Source organism: Pedobacter sp. (assembly GCF_037719805.1).
Classification (GTDB): Bacteria; Bacteroidota; Bacteroidia; order Sphingobacteriales; family Sphingobacteriaceae; genus Pedobacter.
The window spans coordinates 416,809-432,808 of sequence record NZ_JBBJLZ010000002.1 but is presented as its reverse complement, the minus strand read 5'-3'; the positions used below and the strand labels follow the sequence as shown (position 1 = coordinate 432,808).

General features: G+C 41.5%; 9 protein-coding genes. All 9 read left to right on the top strand.

Annotated features, from left to right (window positions below):
• Nucleotides 1–350: 350 nt before the first annotated feature.
• The 9 genes from WKF66_RS07045 to WKF66_RS07005 all read left to right on the top strand — a co-directional run bounded on the left by WKF66_RS07045 (nt 351) and on the right by WKF66_RS07005 (nt 16,000).
• The gene (locus WKF66_RS07045) at nt 351–3,551 is read left to right on the top strand and encodes a TonB-dependent receptor (RefSeq protein WP_489673719.1); all 3,201 of its coding nucleotides are present in this window, start codon (nt 351–353) and stop codon (nt 3,549–3,551) included.
• Nucleotides 3,552–3,610: 59 nt separating this feature from the next.
• A complete protein-coding gene (locus WKF66_RS07040) occupies nt 3,611–3,976 on the top strand; it encodes a ThuA domain-containing protein (protein WP_489673718.1) in 366 nt (121 codons plus the stop codon).
• Between the two features lie 135 nt (nt 3,977–4,111).
• Nucleotides 4,112–6,304, top strand: coding sequence for a GH92 family glycosyl hydrolase (locus WKF66_RS07035; RefSeq protein ID WP_489673717.1), 2,193 nt, complete (start codon nt 4,112–4,114; stop codon nt 6,302–6,304).
• A 98-nt stretch (nt 6,305–6,402) separates the two neighbouring features.
• On the top strand, nt 6,403–8,616 hold the full coding sequence (locus WKF66_RS07030; protein WP_489673716.1) for a DUF7133 domain-containing protein: 2,214 nt from the start codon (nt 6,403–6,405) through the stop codon (nt 8,614–8,616).
• A 62-nt stretch (nt 8,617–8,678) separates the two neighbouring features.
• Nucleotides 8,679–10,157 (top strand): xylulokinase, encoded by a 1,479-nt coding sequence (locus WKF66_RS07025; RefSeq protein WP_489673715.1) that lies wholly within the window; start codon nt 8,679–8,681, stop codon nt 10,155–10,157.
• A 33-nt stretch (nt 10,158–10,190) separates the two neighbouring features.
• Entirely contained in the window at nt 10,191–11,519 is a 1,329-nt protein-coding gene (xylA, locus tag WKF66_RS07020; RefSeq protein WP_489673714.1) for a xylose isomerase, read from the top strand.
• A 7-nt stretch (nt 11,520–11,526) separates the two neighbouring features.
• The gene (locus tag WKF66_RS07015) at nt 11,527–13,980 is read left to right on the top strand and encodes a glycoside hydrolase family 95 protein (protein ID WP_489673713.1); all 2,454 of its coding nucleotides are present in this window, start codon (nt 11,527–11,529) and stop codon (nt 13,978–13,980) included.
• Between the two features lie 36 nt (nt 13,981–14,016).
• Nucleotides 14,017–15,264 carry a sugar MFS transporter gene (locus WKF66_RS07010; RefSeq protein ID WP_489673712.1) on the top strand — a complete coding sequence of 416 codons (1,248 nt, stop codon included), beginning with the start codon at nt 14,017–14,019 and terminating at the stop codon, nt 15,262–15,264.
• 37 nt (nt 15,265–15,301) lie between these two features.
• Nucleotides 15,302–16,000, top strand: coding sequence for an SGNH/GDSL hydrolase family protein (locus WKF66_RS07005; protein ID WP_489673711.1), 699 nt, complete (start codon nt 15,302–15,304; stop codon nt 15,998–16,000).

Below are 16,000 nucleotides of genomic sequence, written 5' to 3'. Positions count from 1 at the left end.
CTTCCTTATCTGTTCCACCGTTAATAAGGCGTTCATTAACCCTTGCCAGGCCCTCTTTAGGGCCGCTAGCCCTACCAAGGCCCTAGCAAGGCCCTAGCAAGGCCCTAGCAACGCCCTAGCAACCCCCTGGAAACCTCAAATTAATGACAGTGAAATTCCTGATAGAAAGCAACTTCCAGTTTTTTGGTCATAACATTAAAATTTCGCTCAAATTGTTGAAAAGTATAGCTGTTGTTAACGATAAATTAACATTGAAATCAAAATATCGTGTTTTTTAATATATACCTTTGCCGCAGTTATACTAATTTTCATTTTTTCACTTAAAAAACAAACAAACAAAACAAAAAAGTATGAATAAATCTCTACTATTTAAAATCGTAGTTCTGTTATTCGTTTTTGTTGGTTCTATTGGCGCAGTAAATGCCCAGGTTACCACTTCAACATTAACGGGTACCGTAAAAGATGCTAAAGGTATTTTGCCTGGTGCGGGGGTTAAAGCTACTCACACTCCAACAGGAACAGTCTACAGCACAACAACAAATGCAGAAGGCCGTTTCAACATTGTAAACATGCGTATAGGTGGTCCTTATACAATTGAAATCAGCTATATCGGCTATCAGTCAGGACGAGTATCTGATATTTATCTAAAATTAGGTGAACCATTCGTTCTGAATACGTCACTTAACGACAATGCCAATCAGTTAACTGAAGTCGTAGTAACAGGAACTAAAGACGCTAACTTTAATGGAAAGCGTGTTGGGCCATCTACTAACGTAAGTAGAGAACAATTACAAAACCTTCCAACGCTATCTCGTTCATTAAACGATTTTACACGTTTAACGCCACAAGCTAGTGGTTCAATCAACGGAGGTTCTGGTCAGTCTTTTTCTGGTGTCAACAATAGATATAACAATATCTCTATTGACGGAGCGGTAAACAATGACGTTTTTGGTTTAGCCTCTAACGGAGCACCAGGCGGTCAGGCGAATACACAGCCTATTTCACTTGACGCGATTCAAGAAATTCAAATCGTTTTGTCACCGTACGATGTAAGTAATGGTAATTTTGCTGGTGCTGGTATCAACGCGGTAACCCGTTCAGGGTCAAATAAATTTGAGGGGTCTGCTTATTTCTTCGGTAGAAACGAAAATACAGTAGGGAAAAGTCCGGATGCTGCAAGAATTAAAGCAACTGAATTTTACAATACACAATATGGTTTCCGTCTAGGCGGTCCAATTATCCAAAACAAATTATTTTTCTTTGTTAACGGAGAGCTTGGAAGAGTACAACAACCAACTACTTTCAACGTTGGTGACCCAGGATCTCTGCTTTCATCAACTGACGCACAATCTATTGTTAATACCTTAAACACTAGATACGGATACAATCCTGGCTCATATGATGCAATAAACACTAAGACACAAAATAATAAAGTATTTGCACGTTTAGACTGGAACATCAATGCAAAGAACCAGTTAACACTTCGTCACAATTACATTAAAGCGTTTGACGATAACATTTCAAGAAGTGCTACTTCATTCCGTTTTGGAAGCAATTCTTACAGATTTAACGATTTGCAGAACAACTCTGTATTAGAGTTAAGAAGTTCGATATCTGACAAATTGTCTAACAATTTAATCGTAGGTTACTCAAGGATTAGAGATACAAGAGCATATGAAGGTCAGTTGTTTCCTCAAATCAGGATCAACAATATCAGTAATATTTCTACAAACTCTGTTTTCTTAGGGTCTGAAGCAAGTTCTACGGCTAACGAATTGGATCAAGATGTTCTTGAATTCACAGATAATTTTAAGATTTTCGCTAACAAGCATACTTTTACAATCGGTACTCACAATGAGTTCTTCAAGTTCAGGAACTTGTTTATGAATAACGCGGCCGGAGCCTATGTTTATAACAATCTAGCTGATTTTACCAATAACGTTAAACCATTTTCTGCCGCATCGAGTTATTCGATTGTTCCAGGAGAAACAAGACCAGCTGCAACGTTTAGTGCTGCACAATTAGGTTTTTACTTTCAGGATGAGATTGATGTGTTTACCGGTTTCAGATTAGTAGCTGATTTAAGAGCAGACGTACCTATCATCAACGATACGCCTCCGGCTAATCCGTTGGTTGCGTCAACTTTCGCTAATCAAAGAACAGATCAGATTCCTAGTGGTCGTATCTTAGTTTCACCACGTGTTGGTTTCAACTGGGATTTAACTGGCGACAGATCAATTCAATTAAGAGGTGGGACAGCCTTATTAACAAGTCGTGCTCCATATGTATGGCTATCCAATCAGTTCTCTAACAACGGTATGTTAACTGCAAATATTAATGCAACAAACAGCACCGGTACATTTATTGCCGATCCTGCAAATCAAAAAGCAGCTGGTGGTACTGTAGGTACAACGTATGAGGTTAACTTGGCTAACCCTAGCTTAAAATTGCCTCAATTGTTTAGAAGTAACCTTGCTGCCGATTTTAAATTACCTTTAGGTATTTTGGCAACTTTAGAAGGTATCTACTCTAAAACCATTAACAATATTCTTTATAGTAACATTAACTTGAAGAACTCAACGGGCAGAATCAACCCTAATCTTTCAGCAGGGAATGATACTCGTCCTATATTTGCTTATCCAACTGCTGGTGGTAAAGTTAATCCAACTTTCACCAACGCCTTTTATTTGGACAATACTAGCAAAGGTGATTCATACTCCTTAACTGCACAATTACAAAAAGCATTTGGAAATCTATATGCTACTGCAGCTTATACGTATGGAGAGTCGAGAGACGTGAACTCTGGTACAAGCAGTACTGCTTCTTCAAACACCAATTTTGTTCAAACGTTAACAGGTCCTAATTATCCGCCATTGGCAATATCAAACTTTGATATTCGTCACAGGGTTATCGGTAGCTTAAACTACACGATTAACTATGGTAAACAAAAATCTTCAGGTACTACAATATCATTGTTCTATCAAGGCAGATCTGGAACTCCTTTTACTTACTTATATGAAGGAGATTTAAACCAGGATGGTGCTACAGGAAACGATTTGTTATATGTTCCGCGTAACCTTTCTGAAATTAAATTAGCAATCATTCCTGCGACTACCGTTGGTGGTGTAACAACTCCAGCTGTACCTATTGAAACACAATGGGCTAATCTAGATGCGTTCATTAGTAATGACCCATATTTGAGTAAGATCAGAGGTCAGTATACTGATCGTAACGGTGCAAGAATGCCTTGGGAAGATATGTTCGACTTAAGAATTATGCAAACTTTAGGTACTATTATCAAAGGATCAAAAAACAATATCCAGTTGTCATTTGATGTATTCAATGTTGGTAACTTGATCAACAAAGACTGGGGAAGATCTTATTTCTTAGCAAATCAGGCTTCTACTTTGATCAAATACAATTATAACGCAACTACAGGTGGTACTTTCAACTTCACTCCGCCTGCGAACGCAGAAAACAAAGCATACTCAGTGTCATCATTTACTTCAAGATGGCAAGGTCAGGTTGGACTTCGTTACAACTTCAACTAGTAGCTAATAATAATTTTTTTATAACTACATTTTGTACCTTCATGTCAAGCCAAAGCCTAATGAAGTGTCGATTACTGAGTCTATTATTTAATAGTATTCTTGCTCTAGTCTCTCTATCGCCCCTTAGTATAACCGCTCAATTTGCGACACCTAAATTTAAAGTAGTTGCTTTTTATACCGGAAAAAACGATCAGGTACATGTGAGTTTCGTTCATGAAGCCAACAAATGGTTTCCCAAGATGGGATTAAAGCATGGCTTTGATTACGATTCGACCAGCAACTGGAACAATTTGAATAAAGAATTTTTATCAAAATATCAGGTCGTGCTTTTTCTGGACACAAGACCTGAAGCACCTGCTCAGCGTCTGGCATTTGAAGAATACATGAGAGGAGGGGCATGGATCGGGTTTCATCATGGGGCATAATGATATGGACTATGAACACGCCCCTTACACTAAAGAGCTATCCCGAACATTTGAAATGAAGAACAAAACAAGTTTATCATCTCTGGTTTATTGTGGTTAGGGCATTCCAAATAATAATTTTATTACTTTTATAGTATGATCAAATTTTCCAAAAGCTATCAAGCCATGTTAGTTGTATTTATGGCTTGCTCAACTTCAATATCCACCTTTGCGCAGTTGCAGTTCCCGGGTGAGGGAAATCTTAAATATGTAGACCCTAGAATCGGAAATGTAGGTGCAATCCTGGAGCCAACCAGACCCACCATCCAACTTCCAAATCAGGTGATTAGAATGACCCCACAACGGGCAGATTACATCGATGATCAGATCAGTAACTTTCCATTAACGGTTGTTTCGCATCGCAATGGACAGGTGTTTTCAGTGAAACCCGCTATAGCAGCGACAGACCAGAAGCGCATGACCTATGATCACGATCTCGAGGTCAACAGACCATGGTATTATTCTACTTACCTCGTTGATAATGATATCAAAGTTGAGTTCAGTCCTGGAAAAAAAGCCGGTATATTTAAGTTTAGCTTCCCGGAGAATGGCGGTAAAGCTCTTGTATTGGGCCATTATAACGGTGGAGTAAGTGAATATGACCTTTCATCTGATAAGGTTCTCACGGGAATGGAAACCTGGGATGGAGTGAAAGTATACCTTTACGGTACCTTAAACGCAAACTCAACTTCGGAGAAAAACGGTAACAAGCTCTTGGTTACGTTTGATAGTCAAGCACCTAAGACGATTGAACTCAGATATGCATTGTCATTCATTAGTGCCGAGCAAGCGAAAAAAAACTATAGCAATGAATTAAAATCAGTGAGTTTTGATCAGCAAACCAAACTTGGTGAGGCGGCCTGGTCAAAAGTGATCAACCAAGTTCAGTCGACCGGTGGAACTGAAGCTCAAAAACGTTCTTTTTACACTGCACTCTATCGTTGCTACGAGCGTATGGTAGACATCTTAGAAGACGGTCAGTATTATAGCGGGTACGATAAAAAAATACATACTTCCAACCGGCCTTTCTTTGTGGATGATTGGGTTTGGGATACTTATCTGGCACAACACCCTTTAAGGACAATTCTCGATCCTGCAATGGAAGGTGATATCCTGAACTCTTATGTTGACATGTATAAACAAAGTGGTTGGGTACCCACATTTCCTCTCCTGTATGGTGATAATCCATGCATGAATGGATTCCATTCGACGATTACGTTCCTTGATGGTTATCGTAAAGGAATCAGAAACTATGATGTTCAGGCTGCCTATGAGGGCATGTATAAAAATGCCACTCAAGCAACGATGTTGCCATGGAAAAACGGTCCGAAGACTGATCTGGAAGATTTCTATTATGATAAAGGCTATTTCCCGGCATTAAAAATTGGTGAAAAGGAAACCAATAAAACTGTTCATGGCTTCGAGAAACGTCAGGCAGTTGCCATTACACTCGGTCATAGTTATGACGATTGGGCCTTAGCTCAAATGGCTAAAGACTTAAACAAGACATCGGATTTTGCTAAGTTTTCTGCCAGGGCAGACTACTACAAGAACCTTTGGGATCCTAAAACGCAAATGTTCCTGCCAAAAGATAAAGATGGTAAATGGGTGGAGATCGATCCAAAGTTCGATGGTGGAATGGGTGGTAGAGATTTTTATGATGAAAATAATGGCTGGACTTACCTTTGGCAAGTCCAACACGATGTTAAAGGGTTAATCAACCTATTTGGCGGAGTGCCTAGTTTCGAAGCAAAGTTGGATCAATTGTTCCGTGAACCACTTGGCAGAAGTAAATATGAACTTTGGGCAAAGTTTCAAGACTTTACGGGTATCAATGGACAATATTCTATGGGTAACGAGCCGAGTTTCCATATTCCATATCTATTCAACTTCACATCGTCTCCATGGAAAACACAAAAGAAAATACGTTTCCTTTTGGACACCTGGTATAAAGACAATGTATTTGGAATCCCAGGTGATGAAGATGGTGGTGGGATGTCGGCTTTTGTTGTGTTTTCTTCCATGGGCTTTTATCCGGTAACTCCAGGGACTCCGGTATATACTATTGGTAGTCCAGTATTCGAAAAAGTAGCCATTGACCTTCCAAACGGAAAGCAGTTTCAAATGATTGCGAACAAATGTTCCGTCATGAATAAGTACATCCAAAGTGCTAAACTAAATGGAAAAGTGCTCGATACGCCGTGGTTTACCCATGAGCAACTTGTTTCTGGTGGCAAGCTTGAACTGGAAATGGGACCGCTTCCAAACAAAATGTGGGGGCTAAAATAGCTGAATAGATTGCCGTTATTGTTTAGTATACATATAACTTTTTCGTAAGATATATGTATACCTTCATATCAACTGAATATAAACAATAACACCAATTAATGAAAAGGAAATTCCTAATCTGCATTATCGGGGTGTCTATGCTGGTATATGCCTGCAAAGTAGCACAACAATCACTCCCGAGAGATGCCAGTGGTAAAATCATAGTAAATCTTAATCCTTCTCCTACCTACTTAAGTCCTCAGGAAAGTCTAAAAACCATCCACCTTCCTAAAGGATATCACTTAGAACTAGTGGCTAGCGAGCCCATGATTAACGAGCCTGTAGCCATAACTTGGGACGGTAACGGTCGCCTGTTTGTTGCAGAGATGAATACCTATATGCAGGATGCGAATGGAACAGGGGAATCAAAGCACGTGTGTACGATCAAACGGTTGGAAGATACCAATGGCGATGGCAAAATGGATAAGTCAGTCGTATTTTTAGATAGTTTGCTATTACCTAGAATGATCTTAGCGCTTGACGACCGTCTACTGGTTGCTGAGACGTATGATAATAACATTTACAGCTACCGGGATACCAATGGTGATGGCATCGCTGATGAAAAGAAAAAGGTGTTCAGCAACGACAAGGAAAACCGAAGCAATCTGGAACACCAAAGAAGCGGACTCGTGTGGAATCTGGACAATAAGATCTATGTCACGGTGGAGAATGTTCGATATAAATTTGAAAACAATGTATTAGCATCAGAGAATTTACATGATAGTCCGGGTGGGCAGTGGGGGCTTGCTAATGACAATTATGGCAGGCTTTACTTTTCCTCTGCCGGTGGTGAGAACCCGGCTTTTAACTTTCAACAGAATCCATATTACGGAAGTCTGGATTTGAAAGACCAATTTAATGAGGAATTTCAGGCGGTGTGGCCGATCATTTCAACTCCGGATGTTCAAGGAGGAACAGGTAGGTTGCGACCTGATAGTACCCTAAATCATTTTACGGCATGCACAGGACAATCTATTTTTAGAGGTAACGCTTTACCTGCGGACTTCAATGGTGATTTGCTGGTTTGCGAGCCAGTTGGCCGGTTGATCAGACGTGCTAAAGTGACCAACACGAACGGCAAAATCACTTTAAAGAACGCTTACGATAAAGAAGAGTTTATTGCGTCGACTGACATGAACTTTAGACCTGTGAATACTGCAACTGGTCCGGATGGCTGCTTATACATCGTCGACATGTATCGTGGAATCATTCAGGAAAGCGCATGGACGAAGCCCGGAAGTTACCTGCGACCAGAGATTGTAAAAAGGGGTTTAGATAAAAACACCAGTCGCGGCCGTATTTATCGCTTAGTATATGATGGCATTAAGCCTGATAAGACTTTGCCAAGGATGCTTAGTTTACCGAGTTCACAACTAGTTCCTTACCTATCACACGCCAATGGTTGGTGGAGGGAGAATGCACAAAAAATATTAGTGGTTCGGGGTGATCAGTCAGTTTCCCCTGCTTTGAAAACAATGGCGTCGACCTCCAGTAATGCCCTTGCAAGGATTCATGCCTTATGGACACTGAAAGGTTTAAAAGCTTTAGATCGGGAGACCTTGTTACAAGCGTTTCAAGATAAGTATGCAGAGGTTAGGAAGACCGCCGTATGGATTGCGGACGAAGATGTTAGAAACGGCGACAAAGAACTTGTTGCAGCATTGGCGCCACTTATAAACGACCCGAGTGCAGATGTCCGCTACCAACTGGCCTTGACATTAAGATTTAACGATTCAGAAATGTCAGAAGCGGTAAAAGCTGATCTGCAGAAATCTCATCCGGAAGACATTGCTATGGTAGCCTCACAGCGCAGGTATCAAAATCAGATCAACGATCGTTTGAGAAAGGAACGCGAAAATAAAATGTTAGCCGAAGCAGACCAAAAGTTGGTTGTAGAGGGGGCAACTATTTTCAAACAGCTCTGTGCAACCTGCCATGGTGCCGATGGCAAAGGAGTGGCCAATGGAGGAAAGGGCTTTCCGGCACCTGCATTATATGGAGCAAAAGATGTGAAAGGCGATTCGGACAAATTGATCAAGATCCTTCTTCATGGACTCTCAGGTCCGGTTGATGGTAAAAATTACACTGATGTTATGCCTGCTTTAGGCTTCAATAGCGATGAGTATATAGCTTCAGTACTCAGCTATGTTAGAAACGATATGGGTAATAAGGCATCAATAGTAAAAGCTGCGGATGTGAAGAAGGTGAGGGAGTCCACATCAGGAAGAACTAAGAATTGGACCATCGCAGAACTTGATGCTTTGAAAAAATAATAGGATATTTAAAACGGTTGCTACGAAATGTAGCACGCTAACCAAATAATAAAAAGAAATACATGCTGCTACTAGGAATCGATGTAGGTACATCATCCATTAAGGTCTCCGTTGTTGATGCTGCTAATAGTAGCATTATAGCGACGGCTCAATATCCAGATACAGAGACAGAAATCCTTACTTTAAAACATGGCTGGGCTGAACAAAATCCAGATATGTGGTGGGAACACGTTCAAAAAGCTATCGATAGATGTAATCGACAGCGGAAGTACAACCCGGCAGATATCGCTGCAATCGGTATCGCTTACCAAATGCATGGGTTGGTGATCATCGACGAAAATGGCAAAAGCTTGAGGAACAGCATCATATGGTGTGATAGTCGTGCCGTTGAAACCGGAGATCAGGCAATGACAGCCATTGGTTCGGAACGCGCGCTTGAACATTTACTCAATTCACCTGGTAATTTTACTGCGTCTAAACTTGCCTGGGTCAAAGCCAATGAGCCAGAGAACTATGCTAAGATTTCGAAAGTAATGCTTCCGGGCGATTATATCGCGTTTAAGTTGACAGGCGATGTAACGACGAGTATATCTGCCCTTTCTGAGGGGATCTTCTGGGACTTTAAAGAAAATGAACTTTCAAAAGATGTGATGAACTATTACGGTTTTGACGAGGCTATCATACCAACAATCAATCCGGTATTCTCTGCTCATGGACATTTATCAAACTCCATCGCTGCATTACTAGGCTTGAAGGCAGGTATTCCGGTATCTTATAAATCGGGTGACCAGCCTAATAACGCGTTGTCATTAAATGTTACCGAGCCAGGCGAAGTTGCAGCCACAGCCGGAACATCAGGAGTCATTTATGGGGTCACCGACCAATTGTTGTGTGATCAGCAGTCGCGTGTAAATACATTCGCTCATGTGAACCACAGCATTGAAAAGCAGCGTTTAGGGGTTTTACTCTGTATCAATGGCACAGGAAGCATGAACAGATGGACTAAAACACTGGCTGGTTCAGCGTTGAGTTATTCTGAAATGAATAAATCAGCCTCCGCTATCCAGCCTGGAAGTGAAGGACTGAGAGTTTTGCCATTTGGAAACGGAGCAGAGCGGATGTTAAATAATAAGATTGCTGGTGCTCACCTTCGCAACATAGACCTGAACTTGCATACAAGTGGACATATATTCCGCGCGGTTCAGGAAGGAATTGCCTTTTCATTCAGATACGGATTAGATATTTTAAGAGAGAACGGCATGCAGCCTTCAATAATACGGGCCGGACAATCGAATTTATTTCTAAGTGAGGTTTTTACACAATCGTTTGTAGATATTACCGGAGTACCTGTGGAGTTGCATGAAAGTGATGGCAGCTATGGCGCTGCGATCGGAGCTGGAATTGGCGCAGGAATTTATGCCTCGGCGAGTGAAGCTTTCAGTTATAAAAAAACATTAAAGGTCGTAGAGCCATCATCAGTTTCGCTAGAAGATTATTATCAGGATTGGAAAACTATTTTAGTTAGCCAGTTGTCAAATTAACATAAATTTTAAACACATATCAACCATTGTACTATGTCAGCACTTCATTCAGAGAACGAATTTTTTAAAGGAATCCAACAGGTAAAATTTGAAGGACCTGGAAGCGATAATCCACTAGCATTCCGTTATTACGACCCGGAGCGGGTTGTTGCAGGTAAAACATTGAAAGATCATCTGCGCTTTGCCGGTGCCTATTGGCATTCGTTCTGCGGAAACGGTGCCGATCCATTCGGTGCACCTACCCACAATTTTGCATGGGATGTGAAGTCTGATCCGGTAGAACGCGCTAAAGATAAGATGGATGCTGCATTTGAGTTCCTGACTAAAATGGACCTTCCTTACTATTGTTTCCATGATTTGGATCTGGTAGATTATGGAACCGATATCAGGGAAAACGACCGCAGGCTGCAAGCTCTTGTTGACTATGCTAAAGAAAAACAAGCAGCTACTGGAGTGAAACTGTTATGGGGAACTGCTAACTTGTTTTCAAACCCGAGATACATGAACGGTGCTGCCACTAATCCAGACTTTCATGTTCTGGCTCATGGTGCAGCACAGGTAAAAGCAGCCATAGATGCTACTATTGCGCTGGGCGGTGAAAATTATGTATTCTGGGGTGGAAGAGAAGGCTATATGTCGCTTCTAAACACGAATATGAAGCGTGAACAGGAAAATTTTGCGAAATTTCTACATGCATCGAAAGATTATGCGCGCAAAAATGGCTTTAAAGGCACCTTCTTTATTGAGCCTAAACCTTGTGAGCCAACGAAACATCAATACGATTACGACGCGGCAACAGTATTAGGTTTCTTACAGAGATATGATTTAATGGATGATTTCAAGCTTAATCTTGAAGTTAACCATGCGACACTTGCAGGCCATACTTTCCAACATGAGTTGCAAGTTGCTGCAGATGCAGGTTTACTTGGTTCAATAGATGCAAATCGTGGCGATACACAAAACGGTTGGGATACAGATCAATTTCCTAACAACATCAATGAACTGGTTGAATCTATGTTAATCATCATTGAAGCAGGTGGATTACAAGGTGGCGGTATTAATTTTGATGCTAAAATCCGCAGAAACTCTACGGATCCCGCAGATCTTTTTTATGCACATGTTGGCGGTATGGATCTTTTCGCACGCGCCTTGATTATCGCTCATGAGATCTTAGAGAAATCTGATTACAAAAAAATCAGAACCGATCGCTATGCTTCTTTTGATACAGGAAAAGGTAAAGAATTTACAGATGGTGGATTAACACTTGAGCAGTTACGCGATTATGCAATTGAACAAGGTGAGCCAGCAACTATAAGCGGTCGTCAGGAGTATCTTGAAAACTTAACCAACAGGTACATATAAACGCGGCATGAAAAGGATCGTCTCCTTGATGTCGCTAACATTGATTGTTTTCAGCAGTTTTTCGCAGTCCAGGTCCCCATTAAATGGGGACCTGAAACTGTGGTATGATAAACCTGCTGATAAAGTTTGGGAAGCGGCGCTGCCCATTGGCAATGGCCGCATCGCGGGCATGGTGTACGGAAATCCTGCATCCGAATTGATCAAGCTAAACGAGAGCACTATCTGGTCTGGCGGACCTAACAGGAATGACAATCCGAAGGCATTGGCTGCACTTCCGGAAATAAGAAGATTACTATTCGCCGGTGAATATGGGAAAGCTAGTGATCTTGCTGCACCAAATGTAGAGTCCCGAATTAACGGGATGAATTACCAGTTATTGGGTAATCTTAAAATTCTATTTCCTGGGCATGAGCGTTACATTAACTATTATCGGGACCTTGATATTGATAAAGCGGTTGCAAAAACGAGTTATACAGTTGATGGGGTTACGTTTACCAGAGAGATATTTGCCTCACTGACTGATCAGGTAATTGCACTGCGAATCACCGCAACTAAACCAGGGCAATTAAACTTCTCTGTGGGTATGGAAAGCAATCAGAAAGTCCAGCTGTCCACCCGTAAAGGGAATGAGCTGGTACTAAATGGGATCTCGGGAGATAAAGATGGTATCAAAGGCGCGGTTAAGTTTAACTCAATCGTACGAGTGACCACCGACGGAGGAAAGGTCAATGCGGAAGACAGCTCAGTAGAAGTAAAAGGTGCTAATTCTGCGACGTTGCTCATTTCAATTGCAACTAACTTTAATAACTATCAAGATTTATCTGGTGATGAAAAGAAACGCGCAGCTGATTATCTTTACAAAGCAGTTTCAAAGAACTATGGACTACTTAAGAGTAGTCATATCGCGGCTTACCGGAAATTATTTTACCGTGTCAAGTTAGATCTGGGCACCAGCGCTGCGGTAAAACAACCGACAGATGTCAGGATTGCGAACTTTGCAAAGGGTGGAGATCCGTCGTTGGCGAGTCTTTACTTTCAGTTTGGACGGTATCTGTTAATTTCTTCTTCACAGCCAGGAGGGCAACCGGCCAATCTTCAGGGCATCTGGAATGACAAAATGAACCCGCCCTGGGGCAGTAAGTACACCATCAATATCAATACAGAAATGAATTACTGGCCTGCGGAGTCCACCAATCTTACAGAAATGCATGAGCCTTTAATTAAAATGGTTCAGGAGCTTTCTGGGACAGGTAGAGAGACCGCTAAAGTAATGTATGGGTCGAATGGCTGGGTTGCCCATCACAATACAGATTTGTGGAGGATTACCGGTCACGTCGATGGCGTATATTCGGGCATGTGGCCTATGGGTGGTGCATGGTTAAGCAGACATCTATGGGATAAGTACCTGTATAGCGGCGATAAAAAGTACCTGGCTTCTGTGTATGATGCATTGAAAGGATCAGCACAGTTTTATGCCGATTTCTTGACAGAAGAGCCTAGTCATAGGTGGCTTGTAGTAGCCCCTTCGAATTCTCCGGAGAATGCACCTGCAGTTGCCAAGGGTAAGTCTACGCAGGCAGGAACGACGATGGATAATCAGATTGTATTCGAGCTGTTCTCAAATATGATCCGTGCTGCAGCAGTATTAGGGAAAGATGCTGAATTTGTAGAAAAACTTAAAGGACTGAGAAAACGACTTCCGCCTATGCAGATTGGTCAACATAACCAGCTGCAGGAATGGATGCTTGATCTGGATAATCCGGCTGATAAGCATCGGCATGTTTCTCATTTGTATGGTGTATTCCCTTCGGGGGAAATATCTCCATATCGTACGCCGGAATTATTTGACGCTGCCAGGACTTCATTATTATATAGGGGTGATGTTTCTACCGGCTGGTCGATGGGTTGGAAAGTTAACTTATGGGCGCGCTTTCTTGATGGAAACCATGCTTATAAGCTGTTAACAGATCAGTTAAGCCCAGCTACGAATCGTTCAGAATCCGGAGGGACATATCCTAATCTTTTTGATGCACATCCGCCATTTCAAATAGATGGTAATTTTGGATGCACTGCAGGCATTGCAGAAATGCTAATGCAAAGTTACGATGGTGACATTCATTTACTTCCTGCTTTGCCGGATGTCTGGTCGGAGGGAAGTGTAAGCGGATTAAGAGCAAGAGGCGGTTTTGAGATCGCAAACCTGACCTGGCGTAATGGCAAAGTGACTAAGCTGGTAATTAAGTCAAATTTGGGTGGGAAATGCAGAATACGGGTATCGAGTTCTTTGAAAGGTAAGCTGGTTCCGGCTGTAGGCGACAACCCAAATCCATTCTACGCAGTCAATGAAACCCCTAAGCCTATTATCTCAGAGAAGGCTAAACTGAAACCAACTGGTGTAAAGGAAACATTACTTTACGATTTTAATACAAAACCGGGACAAACGGTTATATTTACCTTATAGTTTTATAAAAGGTCAACCAAATATTTATAATCAATCATGAACGATTTAGCCACTAAGCCCGCTTTCACGGACAAGAAATTCCTTGTAACCATCATTTTCGTTACCTCATTATTTATGTTTTGGGGGATTGCCATTACTATGGCAGACGTATTGAATAAGCACTTTCAGCAGACGATGAGTTTGTCCAAAACACAATCCGCCTTTGTTCAGTTTGCAGTTTTTGGTGCTTATGGCATAATGGGAATTCCGGCAGGCCTGTTCATGAAAAGATTTGGTTATAAAAAAGGCGTACTACTAGGTCTCTCACTATTTGCGGCCGGGGCTTTTCTATTCATACCTGCTGCAAATGTCTCGTCATTTGCCTTTTTTGCGGTTGCATTGTTTATCGTAGGTTGCGGGTTATCTACGTTAGAAACAGTTGCACACCCTTTTGTTGCTTCTTTAGGTGACCAACGCACCAGTGATTTACGGATTAACTTTGCACAGACGTTTAATGCAGTTGGCACGATGCTGGGCCCAATCATTGGAGGCTATTTTCTATTGAGTAATAATGTTGAAGGCAGTACAGATCTTACTTCTGTGAAAGTGCTTTACGCGGTGATCGGTGCAGTTATACTGGTTGTCGCTATCTCGTTTTCATTCGTTAAGGTGCCGGAATTAACGGATCCACATGTAGTGACTTCAACTGATGAAGCTGCAGTAAATGTGGATCTTGCTCCTGAGAAAGGCCTTTTTAGTCACAAGCACTTTGTGTGGGCGGTAATTGCTCAGTTCTTTAATGTTGCAGCTCAGGCGGGTACATGGGCATTTTTCATCAATTACTCGCATGAGATCATCGGATTAGAATCTTCAAAAGCGTCCTACTATATGGGTGGCTTTTTCATGGGAATGATGCTGGCAGGCCGTATCATCGGTACGTTTGTAATGCGTTATATTGCTCCTAATAAGTTACTTGCGGCTTTCGCCCTGGGAAATATTATTATGTGCGTCATTGTGGCTCAAGGTTTTGGAATGGTATCGTTTGTAGCCTTACTCATGATTAATTTCTTCTTTAGTATTATGTTTCCGACCATTTTTAGCTTGGGTCTAAAAAATTTAGGTAAGCACACACAACAAGCAGCGTCATTTATATCAATGGGCGTTGTAGGTGGAGCATTCTTTCCATTTGTGATGGGCTATGTCGCAGATAATTACAGTGTTGCTCAGGCCTATTATACACCAATGATTTGCTATTTTGTGATCTTTCTTTTCGGATACAAATACTATAAAGTAAAGCATCACTAAGAACTAACTCGGTTTTACTTTTGAACGGAATATACTAATGAAAATATCAGCTAACAAATGGCTAGTAGGAGCCGCATTATGCTTGTGCAGTCAATCTGCTAAAGCGCAAGACTGGCCAAATTTGAAACGTTTTCAGGAGGAAAATGCTAAGCTAGCCGCACCTGCTCCTAATGAAAAGCGGGTCGTGTTTATGGGTAATTCAATTACTGAAGGTTGGAAAAATACCTCTCCGGAATTTTTTAACGGCAGGCCTTATGTTAACAGGGGGATAAGTGGACAGACGACTCCACAAATGCTAATTCGTTTTCATCAGGACGTGGTGAACCTAAAGCCAAAGGTTGTCGTTTTACTTTGCGGCATTAATGACATTGCTGGTAATACCGGACCATCAACGTTGGAAATGATCGAAGACAATATCGCTGCGATGGCTGAGATAGCTAAGGCGAACAAAATAAGTGTGGTATTGTCCTCTGTACTTCCTGCCTTTGACTTTCCCTGGAAGCCGCGGATGGAACCAGCAAATAAGGTAATTGCATTAAATAATTGGATAAAAGAATACGCTGTTGCAAATAAGCTGGTATATCTGGATTACTTTTCTGCAATGAAAGATGAAAGAAACGGTTTGCCCGTAAATCTTGCTTACGATGGTATACACCCTACAAAGGCTGGTTATGCGATAATGGAGCCATTAGTCGAAAAAGCTATTGCGCAGGCAATGAAAAAGAAAGTCAAGTAA